Source organism: Streptococcus azizii, assembly GCF_001984715.1.
GTDB lineage: Bacteria > Bacillota > Bacilli > Lactobacillales > Streptococcaceae > Streptococcus > Streptococcus azizii.
Genome location: NZ_MSPR01000002.1, coordinates 162,356 through 177,853 on the forward strand (window position 1 = coordinate 162,356; position 15,498 = coordinate 177,853).

The 15,498-nt window shown below is 41.1% G+C and carries 12 protein-coding genes; 4 read left to right on the forward strand and 8 right to left on the reverse strand.

Annotated features, from left to right (window positions below):
- Positions 1–266: 266 nt before the first annotated feature.
- The 3 genes from alaS to BVE84_RS02060 all read right to left on the reverse strand — a co-directional run bounded on the left by alaS (position 267) and on the right by BVE84_RS02060 (position 5,096).
- Entirely contained in the window at positions 267–2,885 is a 2,619-nt protein-coding gene (alaS, locus tag BVE84_RS02050; RefSeq protein WP_076995421.1) for an alanine--tRNA ligase, read from the reverse strand.
- 437 nt (positions 2,886–3,322) lie between these two features.
- Positions 3,323–4,318 carry a peptidylprolyl isomerase gene (locus tag BVE84_RS02055; RefSeq protein WP_076995485.1) on the reverse strand — a complete coding sequence of 332 codons (996 nt, stop codon included), beginning with the start codon at positions 4,316–4,318 and terminating at the stop codon, positions 3,323–3,325.
- 58 nt (positions 4,319–4,376) lie between these two features.
- Positions 4,377–5,096: an O-methyltransferase gene (locus BVE84_RS02060; RefSeq protein ID WP_076995486.1), complete on the reverse strand. Its 720-nt coding sequence runs from the start codon at positions 5,094–5,096 to the stop codon at positions 4,377–4,379.
- A 287-nt stretch (positions 5,097–5,383) separates the two neighbouring features.
- Between BVE84_RS02060 and BVE84_RS10825 the strand changes: the two genes are divergently transcribed.
- The 4 genes from BVE84_RS10825 (at position 5,384) to BVE84_RS02075 (ending at position 8,780) form a co-directional block, all read left to right on the forward strand.
- Positions 5,384–5,521 (forward strand): hypothetical protein, encoded by a 138-nt coding sequence (locus tag BVE84_RS10825; RefSeq protein ID WP_158071994.1) that lies wholly within the window; start codon positions 5,384–5,386, stop codon positions 5,519–5,521.
- Between the two features lie 153 nt (positions 5,522–5,674).
- Positions 5,675–7,657, forward strand: coding sequence for an ABC transporter permease (locus BVE84_RS02065; RefSeq protein ID WP_076995422.1), 1,983 nt, complete (start codon positions 5,675–5,677; stop codon positions 7,655–7,657).
- Entirely contained in the window at positions 7,654–8,277 is a 624-nt protein-coding gene (locus BVE84_RS02070) for an ATP-binding cassette domain-containing protein (protein WP_076995423.1), read from the forward strand. Before BVE84_RS02065 ends, BVE84_RS02070 begins: the two co-directional genes overlap by 4 nt.
- Positions 8,274–8,780, forward strand: a complete 507-nt coding sequence (locus BVE84_RS02075; RefSeq protein ID WP_076995424.1) for a hypothetical protein — start codon at positions 8,274–8,276, stop codon at positions 8,778–8,780. The genes BVE84_RS02070 and BVE84_RS02075 overlap by 4 nt, the downstream gene beginning before the upstream one ends.
- A 369-nt stretch (positions 8,781–9,149) precedes the next feature.
- On the opposite strand, the gene pepF is transcribed toward BVE84_RS02075, so the two are convergent.
- The 5 genes from pepF to BVE84_RS02100 form a co-directional block, all read right to left on the reverse strand.
- Positions 9,150–10,952, reverse strand: a complete 1,803-nt coding sequence (gene pepF / locus BVE84_RS02080) for an oligoendopeptidase F (RefSeq protein WP_076995425.1) — start codon at positions 10,950–10,952, stop codon at positions 9,150–9,152.
- Between the two features lie 30 nt (positions 10,953–10,982).
- Positions 10,983–11,969, reverse strand: a complete 987-nt coding sequence (locus BVE84_RS02085; protein ID WP_076995426.1) for a competence protein CoiA — start codon at positions 11,967–11,969, stop codon at positions 10,983–10,985.
- A gap of 246 nt (positions 11,970–12,215) precedes the next feature.
- Positions 12,216–14,210 (reverse strand): methionine--tRNA ligase, encoded by a 1,995-nt coding sequence (gene metG / locus BVE84_RS02090; RefSeq protein WP_076995427.1) that lies wholly within the window; start codon positions 14,208–14,210, stop codon positions 12,216–12,218.
- A 117-nt stretch (positions 14,211–14,327) separates the two neighbouring features.
- Positions 14,328–14,960 (reverse strand): DUF421 domain-containing protein, encoded by a 633-nt coding sequence (locus tag BVE84_RS02095; RefSeq protein ID WP_076995428.1) that lies wholly within the window; start codon positions 14,958–14,960, stop codon positions 14,328–14,330.
- A complete protein-coding gene (locus BVE84_RS02100; protein ID WP_076995429.1) occupies positions 14,957–15,409 on the reverse strand; it encodes a DUF3290 family protein in 453 nt (150 codons plus the stop codon). Before BVE84_RS02100 ends, BVE84_RS02095 begins: the two co-directional genes overlap by 4 nt.
- Positions 15,410–15,498 lie beyond the last annotated feature (89 nt).

Genomic DNA, 15,498 nt, shown 5'->3' on the forward strand with positions numbered 1-15,498 from the left:
CTTGAAACCATTGAAAAAATAGGAGCCCGCCTTATGTTCTCCAAACATTCTGGCAGGTTCCTATTTTCGATCGCTTTTTACATGGGCTTTGTATCTTATGTAACTGAGTTCAGACTAAGGTCTGTGTGAAAAAGATAATTCTTCCTAGCTTCAAAGGTATAGTATACCTTTGAAGGCGGGAAATAGGAGTTTGCCTCAGTAAACTCTCTGTTAGACTCTGCGCCAGAATTCCTATTTTCACTTACACCTTTTAACGTCCTCACATCTTATAATTGATTGCCCACTTCTGCCAAGAGTTGGCTAATGGCAGTTGCATCACTTCCTCCTGCCATGGCCATATCCGGCTTTCCTCCACCTCGTCCGGAGATAATCGGTGCGAGTTGTTTAATTAGATTTCCAGCATGCACCTCTTTTGTCTTACTTGCGACAAGGAGATTGACCTTTTCTCCAATCGCTGCAACCAGCACTAATAAATCCGAATAATCTTTTTGTTTCCAGTTATCAGCAAAAGTCCGAAGAGCACCTGCATCTGATACTTCCACCTGATGTGCAATATAGCGCACACCCTTTGTCTCTTTGACATCCTTAAATATGTCACCAGCTGCAGCAGCTGCAGCTTTTTCCTTCAGGCTAGCATTTTCTTTTTGTAATTCACGCAGCTGTTCTTGGAGACTTGCGACCTTGTTTGGTACTTCTTTGATTTGGGGTGCTTTGATGGTTGAAGCCACTGCCTTCAGTAATTCTTCTTCTTCGCGATAAGCAAGAAAGGCCTCCCGGCTGGTTACAGCTACGATACGGCGTGTTCCAGATCCAATTCCTTCTTCTTTCAAAATTTTGAACAGTCCAATTTCAGCCGTATTTCCTACATGTGTTCCGCCACAGAGCTCAATAGAATAGTCTCCAATGGTAACAACACGAACTTCTTTCCCGTATTTTTCACCAAAGAGAGCCATCGCTCCCATCTCTTTAGCCGTTTCAATATCCGTTTCAACCGTTACAACTGGAAGGGTAGCCCAGATTTGTGCATTCACTTCTTCTTCAATACGACGAAGTTCCTCAGTCCTTACTGCTTCAAAATGCGTAAAGTCAAAGCGTAAGAATTCTTGCTCGTTGAGTGAGCCAGCCTGGGTCGCATGGCTACCGATGACCCGGTGTAGGGCTGCGTGAAGCAAGTGGGTCGCCGTATGGTTTTTCATTACGCGATGGCGACGAGCGGTATCAATGGCTAGGGTATAGACTGCACCTGTGCGCAAGTCTCCAAGGACTTCAACCTTATGGAGCGCTTGACCATTTGGCGCTTTTTGAACATCTGTCACACGAGCCACCAGGTGACCAGCTTCATCCACAATATCCCCATGGTCAGCGACCTGTCCTCCCATCTCCGCATAGAAAGGTGTCTGATCAAAGACCAGTAGGGCCTCTCCACTTGCTAGAGAATCCACACGCTCATTCCCCGTAATCATTACCAACAAGTTTGCTGTCAATTCATCTGTATCGTAAACGAAGGTTGAGGGTTCTATAATAGCGGCTAGAGTCTCATTTTGCATCCCCATTGAACCACCCTTGACAACCGAAGCACGTGCACGCTCCTGTTGCTCTCGCATCGCCACTTCAAAACCTGCAATGTCAAGGGTCATACCGCGGTGTTCAGCCAATTCTTCTGTCAGCTCCACTTGAAAACCGTAGGTATCGTAGAGTTTAAAGATGTCACTACCGTCAATAACTGTCTTACCTTCTTTTGTCAATTTATCCATCAACTGCTCCGCAAATTGTGAACCTGTATGGATGGTCCGTGCAAATGATTCTTCTTCACTTTTGACAATTTTCTCAATAAAGGCACGTTTTTCAAGGATCTCAGGGTAATAGCTTTCCATGATGTGACCAACGGTTTCCACTAAACGATATAGAAACGGTTCTGTAATCCCTAAGCGTTGACCGTGCATAGAGGCACGGCGGAGCAAGCGACGCAGGACATATCCCCTCCCCTCGTTTCCAGGGAGGGCACCATCACCAATCGCAAAAGAAAGGGCGCGGATATGGTCTGCAATCACCTTGAAACTCATATTATCCCCGTCTGGGTCATAGGTCTTGCCAGACAGTTTTTCCACTTCACGGATAATAGGTAGGAAGAGGTCTGTTTCAAAGTTCGTCTTAGCCCCTTGAAAAATAGCTGCTAAGCGCTCTAGGCCTGCCCCTGTATCAATATTTTTATTCGGCAATTCTTGGTACTCAGAACGCGGCAAATCTGGATCCGCATTGAACTGAGAGAGAACAATATTCCAAATCTCAATATAACGGTCATTTTCAATGTCTTCTTCTAAGAGACGAATGCCAATATTTTCTGGGTCAAAGGCTTCACCACGATCAAAAAAGATTTCTGTATCTGGTCCAGAAGGTCCCGCACCAATTTCCCAGAAGTTATCTTCCAGTGGAATCAAATGACTCGGATCAACTCCCAGAGCTAACCAGCGATTGTAGGAATCTCTATCATCTGGATAATAGGTCATATACAGTTTTTCTTTAGGGAACGCAAACCATTCTGGACTCGTTAAGAGTTCAAATCCCCACTCAATAGCTTCATCGCGGAAATAATCACCGATGGAGAAGTTGCCAAGCATTTCAAACATCGTATGGTGGCGGGCTGTTTTTCCAACGTTTTCAATATCGTTGGTTCGGATAGATTTTTGGGCATTGGTGATACGTGGATTTTCAGGAATAACCGAACCGTCAAAATATTTTTTCAAGGTGGCTACCCCGGAGTTAATCCATAAAAGCGTTGGGTCATTAACTGGGACAAGATTAGCAGATGGTTCTACAGCATGTCCTTTCGACTTCCAGAAGTCCAACCACATTTGGCGAATTTGTGCACTCGATAATTGTTTCATTTTTCCAATCTCCTTTTTTATTTATATCGTAACTTGTATGTTCTCATGATGGTGATGTTCAGTGAGTAGGTGTTCTCCAAAAAGAAAAGACAAGGACACTAACGAAGGGCGAAAAACCGCGGTACCACCTTCATTCAATGACCTTGTCATTCTCATTTCTATGTAATTGTCCTCGATTAAGTAGCAAGATGTTCAACCTTATATGGCTCGCACCGACCGCCAATTCTCTGTTATAATCATTTCGTTTATACCTAAAGGTAGCCACAGCTATCATTGACTAAAGCCGAAACAGCTGCGTCTCTTCTATTCCTTCAACGATTGTTACTGACTATTGTCGGTATGATTTCCAACCTTCAACAGCCTGCAACTCGTTTCCTAGTCCTAAAAGCAAACGAAACGATTGATATATAAGGGAGTTTGAACACCCATTCCTAATCTTATTGATCTGAACTTGATTCCTGAGTCTCAGAGCTACTTGACGCCTCTGTTGAAGAAGCAGAACTTGAAGCACTTGAGGAATCTCCAGTTGTGATGTACTGTGACATGATGCCTTGGAAGGCTTGATCTTTCACTTTGACATTAGCTGTCTTAAAGGCCTCTGAAATAATCCCTTTCACAAATGTTGCATCATTTTGTTTTGACTTGATAAAGCTATCTTTCAAGGTATCCTTGTATTCTTTCCAATCTGCGGCCTTTTCTGACTTGGTATTTAGCTTTACTACATAGTAGCTCGTTTGATAGTTTGAAAGATTCACACTCTTGACAACAGAAGCCCCTACCTGACCGTCGTTTAAGGCAAAGACTGCCGTTTTTACTTCATTTGGTACCGTAGTAGAAGTGGAATCAAATTTAACGGTCCCACCATTTTCTTTCGTTGCGGTATCCGTCGAATGATCCTTCGCCAGCTGAGCAAAGTCTGCCCCTTCGGCCTGTGCTTGCGCTAAAATTTCATTGGCCTTTGCTTCATCACCCAGCTTGATGATCTGAGCGGTTACCTCTGGCGTGTAAGCCTCGTAAAGTTCTTTGTACTTTTCATCCGTCAATTCTTTTTCAGCAGCTTCTTTTACTGCAAATTCAACCAACTTGTTGGCACGGATTTGTTGTTTATAGGTCTCTTGCGTCAATCCTGCTGAAGTTAGAGCTGCCGTGAGCGACTCCCCATATTGCTTCACCATTTTATCATAGGCTTCATCTACCTCTTTTGAAGAAACCTTTTTCCCATACTGCTCTTCAAATACATCATTGATAACCATAGACAAAAGAACTTGTTGGGCTTGTTGGTTGGTCTTTACACGCTCATAAAATTCTGATACATCAATCGTATTCCCCTTCATGGTCACAATATCTTTATTGGTCCCAGTTGAACATGCGGCTAGCGTCACTGCTGCAAACAAGGTCACAGCCCCCGCAAGAATGTTTTTAGTCTTCATTATGAATTGCTTCTCCTTTTTTATTGACTGTCTCATTATACCACAAATGCTTAAATTTTACTTAAATTTCTTCTGTACGAAGGCCCACCTTATCTACATTTTTTCTAAGCATGAGTAAGCCATCGCTCATCGATACCAGACTCGCTGTCAAATCTGGGTTATCTAGGGTCGCATCAAACAATCGTTGCAGGCCTCGATAGATCGTTCTCTGGCCACGACGAACTTCTGTGATAGCACGCGTCACATCTCCACCTTGAAAGACATCATCGAGGATGATTACCCCTCCCAGCTTCACCTTCTTCAACACTTCTGGCAAAAAGACGATGTACTTGGACTTGGCCGAATCCATAAAAACAAAATCATAGCTATCATCTGCCAAATTAGGCAAGATATCCATAGCCTCTCCTTCTAGCAATTCAATCTGATGTCGGGTATCGTATTTGGCAAAATTTTCTTTGGCAAGACGAATCATCTCCTCATTACGATCAATCGTCGTAATCTTGGAGGCCGGACTATTTTCTGCCATTAAGAGAGCAGAATAGCCTATAGCAGTTCCGATTTCTAAGATAGAAGCAGGCTGTAAGACTTGCATCAACAGACGGAAATAAGCCGTCGTTTCATGGGGAATAATGGGAATATTCTCCTTGCGGGCAAAGTCTTCTAATTCTTTTAAAAAGCCTGTATTTTGCGCTTGACGTGTTCGCATCAGTTCTACAATTTCTTTTTTGACAACTGGTCGGCGCATATTGTGATTTGCGTTTTTACTGTATGATTCTACCATTTTTTCAGTATAACACAAGGCACTTGCTTGGTCAACTAATCCTTTATAGACCACGACAAGCGTATGAAGCTGCTAGTTCTGAATAAATATAAATATTGAAGCAACCACTCCCCCATGTTTTCCTATAGTAAAATCTACAAACATTCACACCTATTCTCAAAATAGAAAAAACCTTATTTTCTTACTAAACATCTTTTATAAATAGTTTGAAATTAGAATAAAACATGTTACTATAATTATTGAAGATTTTCTCATTCTTCACTAATATAAATTTAAAGAGAAGTACTATGAAAAAAAGAATGAGTACTAAGACCTTAGTCCTATTCTCTGTAAGCGCTTTAGGTGTTGGATTTACCACTACAGCTAGTGTTGCCAGTGCAGTAACAGCACATCCAGCTCCAGCTCTGAATGGAATTAGCAACTGATTCTCAAAAATATGAGTGGGCAATGCCAAGTGCAACAAAATCTTGGATGACGCCCGATTGGATGCATATTGGGATTATTTTGGATTTTAAATATAGTAGATGAAAGCCAAAAACCTATGATATTGGGGTTTTGTGCTAAAAATAGGAGGACTTATGAAATTAAAATTAGGAGTCATTGGCTTCTTCTTTTGTTTGATGGCTGCAATTGGTATTATTAGTATTAGCGATACGCACAACCCAGTGCCGTTACCCATTGATGGTGCCTTTTCCATTCAAGGGAAAAGTAACCTTTCTAATCACGAAATATACAAGACGATTAGTGACCTATCCAAAACGAAAAATGTTACGATTTACAAGCCGATTGTCCAGAGTTCAGGTCAGGTGACCTATATAAATTTCGATGACGCTGACTATGAACAGTTAAAGTCTGTACCCATAACAGGGATGTATTATACCCTAGGAAAAATGGACGCAACTAGTTTACAACCACTTACGACTACCGGACTGCAAACAATATATAGTGCTTACCCTTGGTATATAGGAGGACTCTTACAATTTACTGGGGATTTAAGGTTGTTGCTAATGGTATCCATCTACTTAACCCTATTAGTTGTTTTATTTGTTGTTAGATCGAGACATATTAAAGAAGGGGTCATCAGACGTTCTTTAGGATTACCAGTATACAACCTAAGAAGAGATTATGTCATTTCGCTTACGTTTGAACTGACCATGCTTGCTCTATTGATGATTGCTTACAGTTCTTTTTTGGGTAGCGGATTCTTCACCTACAGTTCCAAGTTGTTTTTCTCCATGCTGTTAACGAATGTTGTCCTCTTCCAAATCGTTGACATCATCACCTTTGTCCTCTTTTGGCTGACCATTAGAATTGAAAAACCGATTGAAATTATCAAAAATAAGGCAAAAAATAAACTACTCTTTATCATATGGCTGGTCATTATTTCTGGCATCATCATTATCTCAGGGATTTTTTTACAAGAAACCAAGATTAGCCAAGCAAGAATAAGCATTCAGATAGAAAATTTAGAACCATGGAACTACGTGAAAAACTGGAAAAGGCTAGAGTTGTTGGGGATTGAACATCAATCTACTCATAACGAGAAAATAAACGATTTAGAAGATCAGTATCTACAGATAGCCTCAGCCTTGAAAACATTAGATTTTTTGTATATTGACCCCTCTTCGGTATATATTCCAGATTTTATGAAAGATTCTGAGTTCACAGAAGATTTTTCCAAGCAATTAAAAAGTGATGGGATAACGAATCCAGAAGTAAACAAAGAGCTGATTTATATCAATCAAACAGGTGCTATTGTACAAAATAAAGTAAGTGGAACGAACTATCAAATTTTAAATCATAAGGTAGCAACCATCTATATTCCCGATAAATTCAAAGACAGTAGGGAATCAATCGAGAATACCGTTGTGGCAGAGCAATTTACTGGAACAAGCTATACCAAAGAAGATCTTACCGTGCAAATCATTCCTAATGGGAAAACATTTTTCCATTTCAATGAGAATGGGGATGATTATCATGCAAATAAAGATATTTCACATTTAGCAAGCGCAGCAACTACCACAGATAATATAGTCGTTGTGTTAGACACTGATAAAATGATCGAAAACAAGGATTTTTCTTTGGCTAGCAACATCGTAAATAACTCTCTTTTTAGTCCTGAAGCAATAAGGAAAATGAATGATCTGAGTGCCCATTTGAACTTTTCAATGGAGCCAGTAGATGTTTACCAAATTGTGCAACTGAATCTTCAATCCTTGAAGCACCAAGTCTTTCTTTCAAAAATATTACAGAAGATTATTTACTCTATTGTCTTTCTACTCATTTATCAATATGCTCAACTATTGATAGCTTCAAAACAGAATGATTACGTGAAAAAAATAATACTCGGTCTTTCAAAAACCAGTATCGCCATTTCTAGCCTCAAATATTTTGTTATAACCATTACAATGACTATCCTATTTACATTTATGATGACTAGACAGATAGAGCTATTAACTATTGGTGCTATTTCTTTAATGGTTTTAATGTTTTCAACCATCATGAGTTTTAGAAAATTATCTGACAAATACACTCAAATTTTGAAAGGAGACGAACAATGACGATTGACCTTTTGAATGTTACAAAAACATTCGGTTCAAAAGAGATATTTACCGATTTACAGTTAAGCTTTGAAGCTGGGAAGAGCTATGCATTGATTGGAGGTTCTGGTTCAGGTAAAAGTACACTGCTGAATATCATCGGAAGACTCGAAAAAATTGACAGTGGAAATGTTTTAGTTGATGGGGAAGATATTTGGAAAACAAAAGAACGAACCTTCTTTAAAAATACTATTGGCTATGTATTCCAAAATTATTCTTTAATCGAAAACAAAACAGTATATGATAATTTGAAACTCATCACTAAAGACAAAAAAATAATAGCTGAGGTTCTTGAAAAAGTAGGGCTTTCTAGTGACTATTTTAATCAAAAAATCTATGAATTGTCTGGAGGACAGGCTCAGCGTGTAGCGATTGCCAGAATGTTATTGAAACCACGTAAAATTATTTTAGCCGATGAACCTACAGGTGCTTTGGATAGTGAGATTGGAAATGACATCATTCATTTATTATTGAATGAAGCAACTGAAAATAAATATGTCATTATAGCAACCCATGATCCAGAGGTATATAATAAAGTTGATTGTATCATTCATATGAAAGATATAGGGAGTAAGATATGAAAAAGAAAATATCTATTATTTTGATAGTAGTCGCTGGACTACTCGCCATTTTCTTAGTTGGACGACAAGTCATCAAACAAGACAATCCGACTAAACCTACGGTAGATTTAACTGTCTACACGATTTCTTCTAGTGATACGAAAAAATGGAATGAAGTAGGACAGGTAGAAACAGCAGAGGCTATCTACCTGATAACAGCAAAAGAAGTGTCCTCCTCAGAAGAAGTCTTTTCCAATATCATTGAAGATGGAACCGCTATGGGTTTCGGAGTTAGTGAGGAAGAAGTCAAACAATTTAACAACCTTTTAGGAGAAAATACCATAGAAGACTCTAAGCACAATCAATTAATTGGACTAGAATTTTTCACTTTTTCTACTGATGACGAGGGGTTTGTGGTAGCAAATATTGACTACGGAAAAGAAGAATTCAATTCTCAGAAAAAAGAGCAGAAAAAACTCTATAAAACCCTATACGACGCTTTTAAGGGACAAGGAAGCAACTGAAAGTATCTATCACGCTTTCTAGTAGACAATGTTCTATCTTTCAGGACATTCTCTTTTCGTACTCTAAGGCTCTGATAGGTAGCAGCTAAACAAGACGATTGGGTCTAACGAGAGCTTTTATCTTTAGAAGTTGAAACATTGAGGTCAAGGCTTCATGCACAAGACCAAAATAAACAAAAAGAACAGCGGAATTCCTTGGTAACAAGGAGTCGGCTGTTCTTTCTCTATATTTATACTCAAGGAAACGAAGGGGAAGGTAGGTGAATTAGTTGATAACTATTTCAAGTTGGAAATAAGAAAAGTCCCGACTTTTCTCAATAGCTCCATCCTACTTTAAACAAGTAAGCTAAAAACCTCCACTGGAGTTTCTCACAAATGCACCCCTTTTTCTACCAAGGATTCTAGCTCTGTCAAGCGGGCTTCAAAGACCTTGAAAGCGTCATTTAAATAGTCTGCCTTCGTCATATCCACACCTGCTTTCTTGATGACATTCAGTGGATAGTCTGAGCTACCTGCTTTTAGGTAATCAAGGTAATGTTCCTTATCTTCTGGGGTTCCGTGCACAATCTTATGAGAGAGAGCTGATGCGGCTGCAAAGCCTGTCGCATATTGATAGACATAGAAGTTGTAGTAGAAGTGCGGAATGCGAGCCCATTCAAATTGAATGTGTGGATTTTCTTCAGCAGATAGGCCATAGTATTTCTCATTTATTTCTGCATACAAATGATTTAAGAAGTCCGCTGTCAGTACTTCTCCTGCTTGGTCTGCCTGATGGATTGCCTGCTCAAACTCAGCGAACTGGGTCTGACGGAATACTGTCCCCCGGAAACCGTCCAAATAATGGTTCAAAATAGCAAAGCGACTCTTATCATCCTCAACCTCTGACAATAGTTTTTCTGTCAGCAAATTCTCATTAGTTGTAGAGGCAATCTCTGCCAAAAAAATGGAATAATGTCCATAGACATAGGGCTGATTCTTACGGGTAAACATAGAATGGAGCGAATGACCCGTCTCGTGGATAAGCGTATAGAGATTATCCAGCGTATCCTGCCAGTTCAAGAGCATAAAGGCATTGGTGTCATAAGCACCTCCCGAATAAGCTCCCGAGCGTTTTCCTTCATTTTCATGGACATCAATCCAGCGATTTTCAAAGGCTTCCTTCACCTGTAGGCTATATTCCTCACCAAAAATCGTCAAGGTATCGGCTGCTTTTTTCAAGGCAGTTTCATAGGTAATCTGGTAATCCACATCAGAAAGTGGGGTATACATATCGTACATTTTCAGTTGATCAATCCCTAGCAGCTTCCTACGCAGCTGAATATAACGATGCAAGAGGGGGAGATGCTGGTTAACAGCCTCTACTAAGGTATCGTAAACAGACTCTGGTATAAAATTTTTAGACAAGGCTGCTTGACGAGCGCTATCATAGTTGCGCAAACGAGCTTTTAGATTATTGACTTTTACATTTGATTGCAGGGTCTTGGCATAGGTATGCTGGAACTGCTCATATGTGCTATACAGAGCTTCATAGGCTTCCTTACGTACCTCTCGGTTGCTTGATTCCATAAAAGAAATATAGCTACCATGTGAGAGGGGAACAAGCTGTCCTTCTTCGTTGGCCACCTCTGGAAAACAGATACTGGCATTGTCAAGAATAGAAAAGGTTTCTGATGGTGCATCAAAAATCTCACTGGTTGCTGCCAACACCTCTTCTACTTCCTGTGATAAGACATGAGCCTTGCCTGCCAGTAAGGTTTCAAACTGGTGGCTGTACTGCTTCAAGGCTGGCTCTTCCTCCATAAAGGCTGCCAACTGCTCTTCTGTCACCTCCAGAAACTCTGGCTCATAAAAAGCAAAGGCTTGTGAAAGGGCTGCGTACAAGCTCAAGGCCTTAGCTTGACATTCTTGGTACTTTCCTTCACGGGTATCTTGGTCATTTTTCATAGATGCGTAGACATAAAGAGTTTCCATTCGACGCATGAGTCCCAGTTGTGCCTCACTGATTTCTAGTAAGCTCTGCGCTGAGTCTAACAAATGGCCTGAAAAACCAGCTGCTCCCTCCACATCTGCCTGAAGAGCTGTAAAAGCTGACTCCCATGCCTCATCTGTTGGAAAAATTGTGGTCAAATCCCATTGGTAGATTTCATCAATATCCTTGCGTTGTTTTGACATAAGTGGTTTACCTCCGTATCTCTCATTCTATCATAAATCCAAGAACCTTTCTAACCTTTGATGAGGTTTTTTCTGAAGGATTCTCTGATAAAAGACAGGGGGATAAAGATACTGTTCCTCCCTACACTCTAATTGCTGGTAATAGGCCTGAAAGTTAGCATAGTAATCTGTTAAATCCTGTTGAACCTGAGCAAATCCGAGTGTAGACTGAGGTGGCCGGATTTGGGGATAAAAATCATCCAAACATTTGGTGAGGAGATTTTCCCCCTTCTGGTATAGCTGGGCTTGAGCCGCCATCCACTTCGGAGAGTGATGATAAAGTTGACGCGCAATATAGTCAAGTAACTGTGTGTCTTGTTTCCCTTTCAAAACGGATACTTTCCTCGCTTGATAAGGAAAACGTAAGGTCGCAAGCAAATCGCCAACTCCTAGGGGAAATTCTCTAGTCAAGCATTGCAGGTGACCGTGCAAATCTTCATGAATCAAATAACGCAGGCGTAATGTCTTGCGTTTCAAATCTAACTCCCAGACGAAAAAGCCTAGATATTGGCTAAAGGCTAGGAACTGCTTGTGCAATTTAGTCAAGCGATGTTTCAGCCATAGACGTTCTCCCAATAGCCACAGTACACAATAACCTGCTTGCTGATAAGCCTGGGTTCGTTCTTGTAAGCGACTTAGGGAGAGGCTAGAACACTGAACTTCAAGAGCCAGCCTATCCCCTAGTACAATATCTGCAATCTGCTCAATTTCAGGTAGCCGCTTTTCCACTTCTACCCTATGTTGCTTCACACCCCACTGATATAAGCACTCCTTTAATAAGAGATGTTGAGCAGACTCATTTTCCGAAAAATAGTGACAAGCCCCTAAAGAGACATGGGCAAAATGAGCTCGTACCACCTTTCCTTGGCGCAAACGAACGGGGCTGCTGCAGCCTGGACAAAAAAACTTCTTCCCTACTACTGCTTGCTGGCCCACTAAACAAATCGACTGCCCCTGCTCATTTTTAGCAACTAACATAAGCCCTCCTCTCTATTTTATTCGCAAAAAAACAAGCTACTCATTCTCTGAGCAACCTGTTTTTTGATTACGATAATTTGTTTTGTCAACTGTTCTACAGAATAGACAGCAATAGATGGCCACTGTTACAGCATTCCATAGAGGAAAAACTGTCTTTGGTCTTTTCTAGCACAACCAGCCAAGCAGTAAGCCTCGTAGCCTACCTTCCAGCTAGCATATCCAAAACAGCTGAACCTCCACTGCTTCCTAACCGATCAGACTACCGTTTGGTACAGCAGGATCAACCGTCAAGAGAGTTAGACTATCACCATGTTCTGCAGATAACATCATCCCTTGGCTGATATGCCCCATCATCTTACGCGGTTTCAAATTAGCTATGATTTGAACTTTTTTACCGACCAGTTCTTGCTCATTTGGGTAGTATGCTGCAATCCCAGAAAGGATCTGGCGATCCTCGCTATCTCCTGCATCCAGGCGGAATTGGAGTAGCTTATCACTCCCCTCCACTTTTTTGACTTCCTTCACCTCTGCAACACGGATTTCAACTTTTTCAAAGTCATCAAATTTGATTTCCTGACGATTTAAGATCAAATCGACTTCTTCTGGTTTCCATTCTTTGGCAGTAGCTGGCCGACCTGCTGCCATTTGTTCCTTGATATAGGCAATTTCATCATCCATCTCAAGGCGCGGGAAGATTGGCTGACCTTTTGAGGCAACAGTCAACCCTGATGGTAGACCAGCAAGCGCTAACTCTTGCAAACTGCTTACCTTATCCACTCCTAGTTGTTCAAGGATTGCAGCACTCGTTGCCATCATAAATGGCGCAATCAAGTGGGCTACTAGGCGCAGACTCGCCACCAAGTGGCTCATGACAGCTGCAAGCTCCGTGCGTTTTTCTTCCTCTTTTGCCAATAGCCATGGAGCTGTCTCATCAATGTATTTATTTGTACGAGCAATCAAGGTCCAGATAGCTTCCAAAGCGCGCGGATAATCCACCGCTTCCATCTGCCTATGGTATTCAATAATAGAACTTGCCGCTACATTGGCTAACTCTCCATCAAAAGCTGTCACGTTTTCTACATAGGTAGGGACTTGTCCGTCAAAGTATTTATTGACCATAGCTACCGTCCGATTGAGAAGATTTCCCAAATCATTGGCCAATTCATAGTTGATTCGTCCGACATAATCCTCGGGTGTAAAGGTTCCATCTGATCCAACCGGGAGACTTCGCATGAGGTAATAACGTAAAGGATCCAATCCATAGCGCTTCACCAGCATATCTGGATAGACGACATTGCCCTTAGACTTAGACATTTTGCCATCTTTCATGACAAACCAGCCGTGGGCAATCAGACGCTCTGGCAATGGCAAGTCAAGCATCATCAAAAGAATCGGCCAGTAGATAGCGTGGAAGCGCAGAATGTCTTTAGCAACCATGTGGAAAACGGTCCCGTTCCAGAACTTATCAAAATTCGCATGATTTTCTTGACCGTAACCGAGAGCTGTCACATAGTTCAAGAGGGCATCAATCCAGACATAAACCACATGCTTGGGGTCTGATGGCACAGGTACACCCCAAGTAAATGATGTACGAGATACTGCCAAATCTTCCAAGCCTGGCTCGATGAAGTTTTTCATTATTTCATTCATACGACCGTCTGGCTGGATAAAGTCTGGATGCGCCTGAAACAATTCAACCAATCTGTCTTGATACTTGCTCAAACGTAAAAAGTAAGACTCCTCTGATACCCATTCCACCTCGTGACCAGAAGGGGCAATCCCGCCAATAACCTTACCTGTCTCATCTCGGAAAATCTCGGCTAACTGGCTTTCTGTAAAAAATTCCTCATCTGAAACCGAGTACCAGCCAGCGTATTCTCCCAGGTAAATATCATCTTGGGCCAACAAGCGTTCAAAGACTTCTGCCACCACTTTCTCATGGTAATCATCTGTTGTGCGGATAAATTTATCATAAGAAATATCCAGCAATTTCCACAGTTCTTGAACCTCCCTCGCCATGCCATCTACATAGGCCTGTGGTGTAATCCCTGCTTCTACTGCCTTGGTTTGAATCTTTTGACCATGCTCATCGAGTCCTGTCAAAGAAAAGACATCATAGCCCATGAGACGCTTGTAGCGTGCCAAGACATCGCAGGCAATCGTTGTCGTTGCATTTCCGATATGAAGTTTTCCAGAAGGGTAGTAAATTGGGGTGGTAATATAAAAATTCTTTTCTGTCATGTCTATTCCTTTCAGGGCAAATGAAACCCACTTCTATTCTCCCCATTATACCACAAAAAAGAGCCAGATAAAACTGAAATTCTACGACCAATCTACCGAGACTACCTAGCTCTTTTGTTAATAAGTCACAACATTGAGTTCTCCCCTGTCATATTCGGCAATGAAAATTTCTGCTACTTCGTAATAACCGATCTCTGCTAGTCTTTCAAGAAGCCAGCTTTCTGATTTATCGATTGAGTCCAAAACGTCCGTCTGGATAGTACCATCTGCAATAAGAGGATACTTAGGATTTTCCTCGCCTGACTGCACCACAATCAGCTGACCATTTTGTTCTAAAACGGCACGCTTGACCTGTTTGAGCTGATAGATCCCCTGTCCTCGCAATTTTAATGCTACATCTGATGCCGTCAAACCAACCGAACGACAGGCTTCCACATCTACTGTTCCATTTTTAATCAAGATTGTAAATTGGCCATCAATCATGCGCTTAAGAAAATGATTGTGGGTTTTCATCCATTTTAAGCTCAAAACTAACATCGTCCAAATCAAGAGGATAATGCTGTATTGTAAAATCGAAATAGACGGGCTATAAATCACTCCGCCAATAATCCCACCGAGAACATAGTTTTGTACCTGGTCACTAGCAGAGTTCGGCGCAAGATTGCCCTTACCAGAAACATTGATGACAAAGATAAGGGAAATCAAACCTAGCCCTAGTTTAATCGCAATATCTAGATAAGATAAGGTCATCTGTCCACCTCCACCAATTCAACATCTACCTTATATAAATCCATTTTTTCTAAAAGATAGGTATCCCTTTCATTACCGCTGATAGCACGGTAGAAGTGTTCTCCTACCTTCATAATTGCTCCATCTGTCGCAGCGGCGGTATTGATATAGATTTCAGATTTATCTACATGTAACTCGTTGGACACCACTTCAATAAAATGTAGGGAGGTGCGGTACTGACTATCTGACACTTGGTTATCCTGAAACTGGCTTATCCCAATTAGAACTGTGACAAGCAAGGCATTGAGTAAAATCATGAATAGTTCGCGATACTTGCTATCTTTTTTCGCATGGTAATATTGAAATGCTACAAAAGCAACCGCCACTAAAATTAACAGACCAAGCACCCCCAGTACCCAATTAGCACTACTAATTTGACTTAGCACATAATCATAGGAATAAAACTTCATTAAAACCTCCATTTAATTTTTGTCTATTATAGGAAAATTTCTTGTTATTTTCAACTATTTTTCCTAAAGGTCTGAGCTAGAAAGAGGCT

Coding starts and splice junctions, on each gene's coding strand:
- alaS (WP_076995421.1), bottom strand. CDS start 2,885: ATGAAACAATTATCGAGTGCACAAATTCGCCAAATGTGGTTGGACTTC.
- BVE84_RS02060 (WP_076995486.1), bottom strand. CDS start 5,096: ATGGTAGAATCATACAGTAAAAACGCAAATCACAATATGCGCCGACCA.
- BVE84_RS10825 (WP_158071994.1), top strand. CDS start 5,384: ATGAAAAAAAGAATGAGTACTAAGACCTTAGTCCTATTCTCTGTAAGC.
- BVE84_RS02065 (WP_076995422.1), top strand. CDS start 5,675: ATGAAATTAAAATTAGGAGTCATTGGCTTCTTCTTTTGTTTGATGGCT.
- BVE84_RS02070 (WP_076995423.1), top strand. CDS start 7,654: ATGACGATTGACCTTTTGAATGTTACAAAAACATTCGGTTCAAAAGAG.
- BVE84_RS02075 (WP_076995424.1), top strand. CDS start 8,274: ATGAAAAAGAAAATATCTATTATTTTGATAGTAGTCGCTGGACTACTC.
- pepF (WP_076995425.1), bottom strand. CDS start 10,952: ATGTCAAAACAACGCAAGGATATTGATGAAATCTACCAATGGGATTTG.
- BVE84_RS02085 (WP_076995426.1), bottom strand. CDS start 11,969: ATGTTAGTTGCTAAAAATGAGCAGGGGCAGTCGATTTGTTTAGTGGGC.
- metG (WP_076995427.1), bottom strand. CDS start 14,210: ATGACAGAAAAGAATTTTTATATTACCACCCCAATTTACTACCCTTCT.
- BVE84_RS02095 (WP_076995428.1), bottom strand. CDS start 14,960: ATGACCTTATCTTATCTAGATATTGCGATTAAACTAGGGCTAGGTTTG.
- BVE84_RS02100 (WP_076995429.1), bottom strand. CDS start 15,409: ATGAAGTTTTATTCCTATGATTATGTGCTAAGTCAAATTAGTAGTGCT.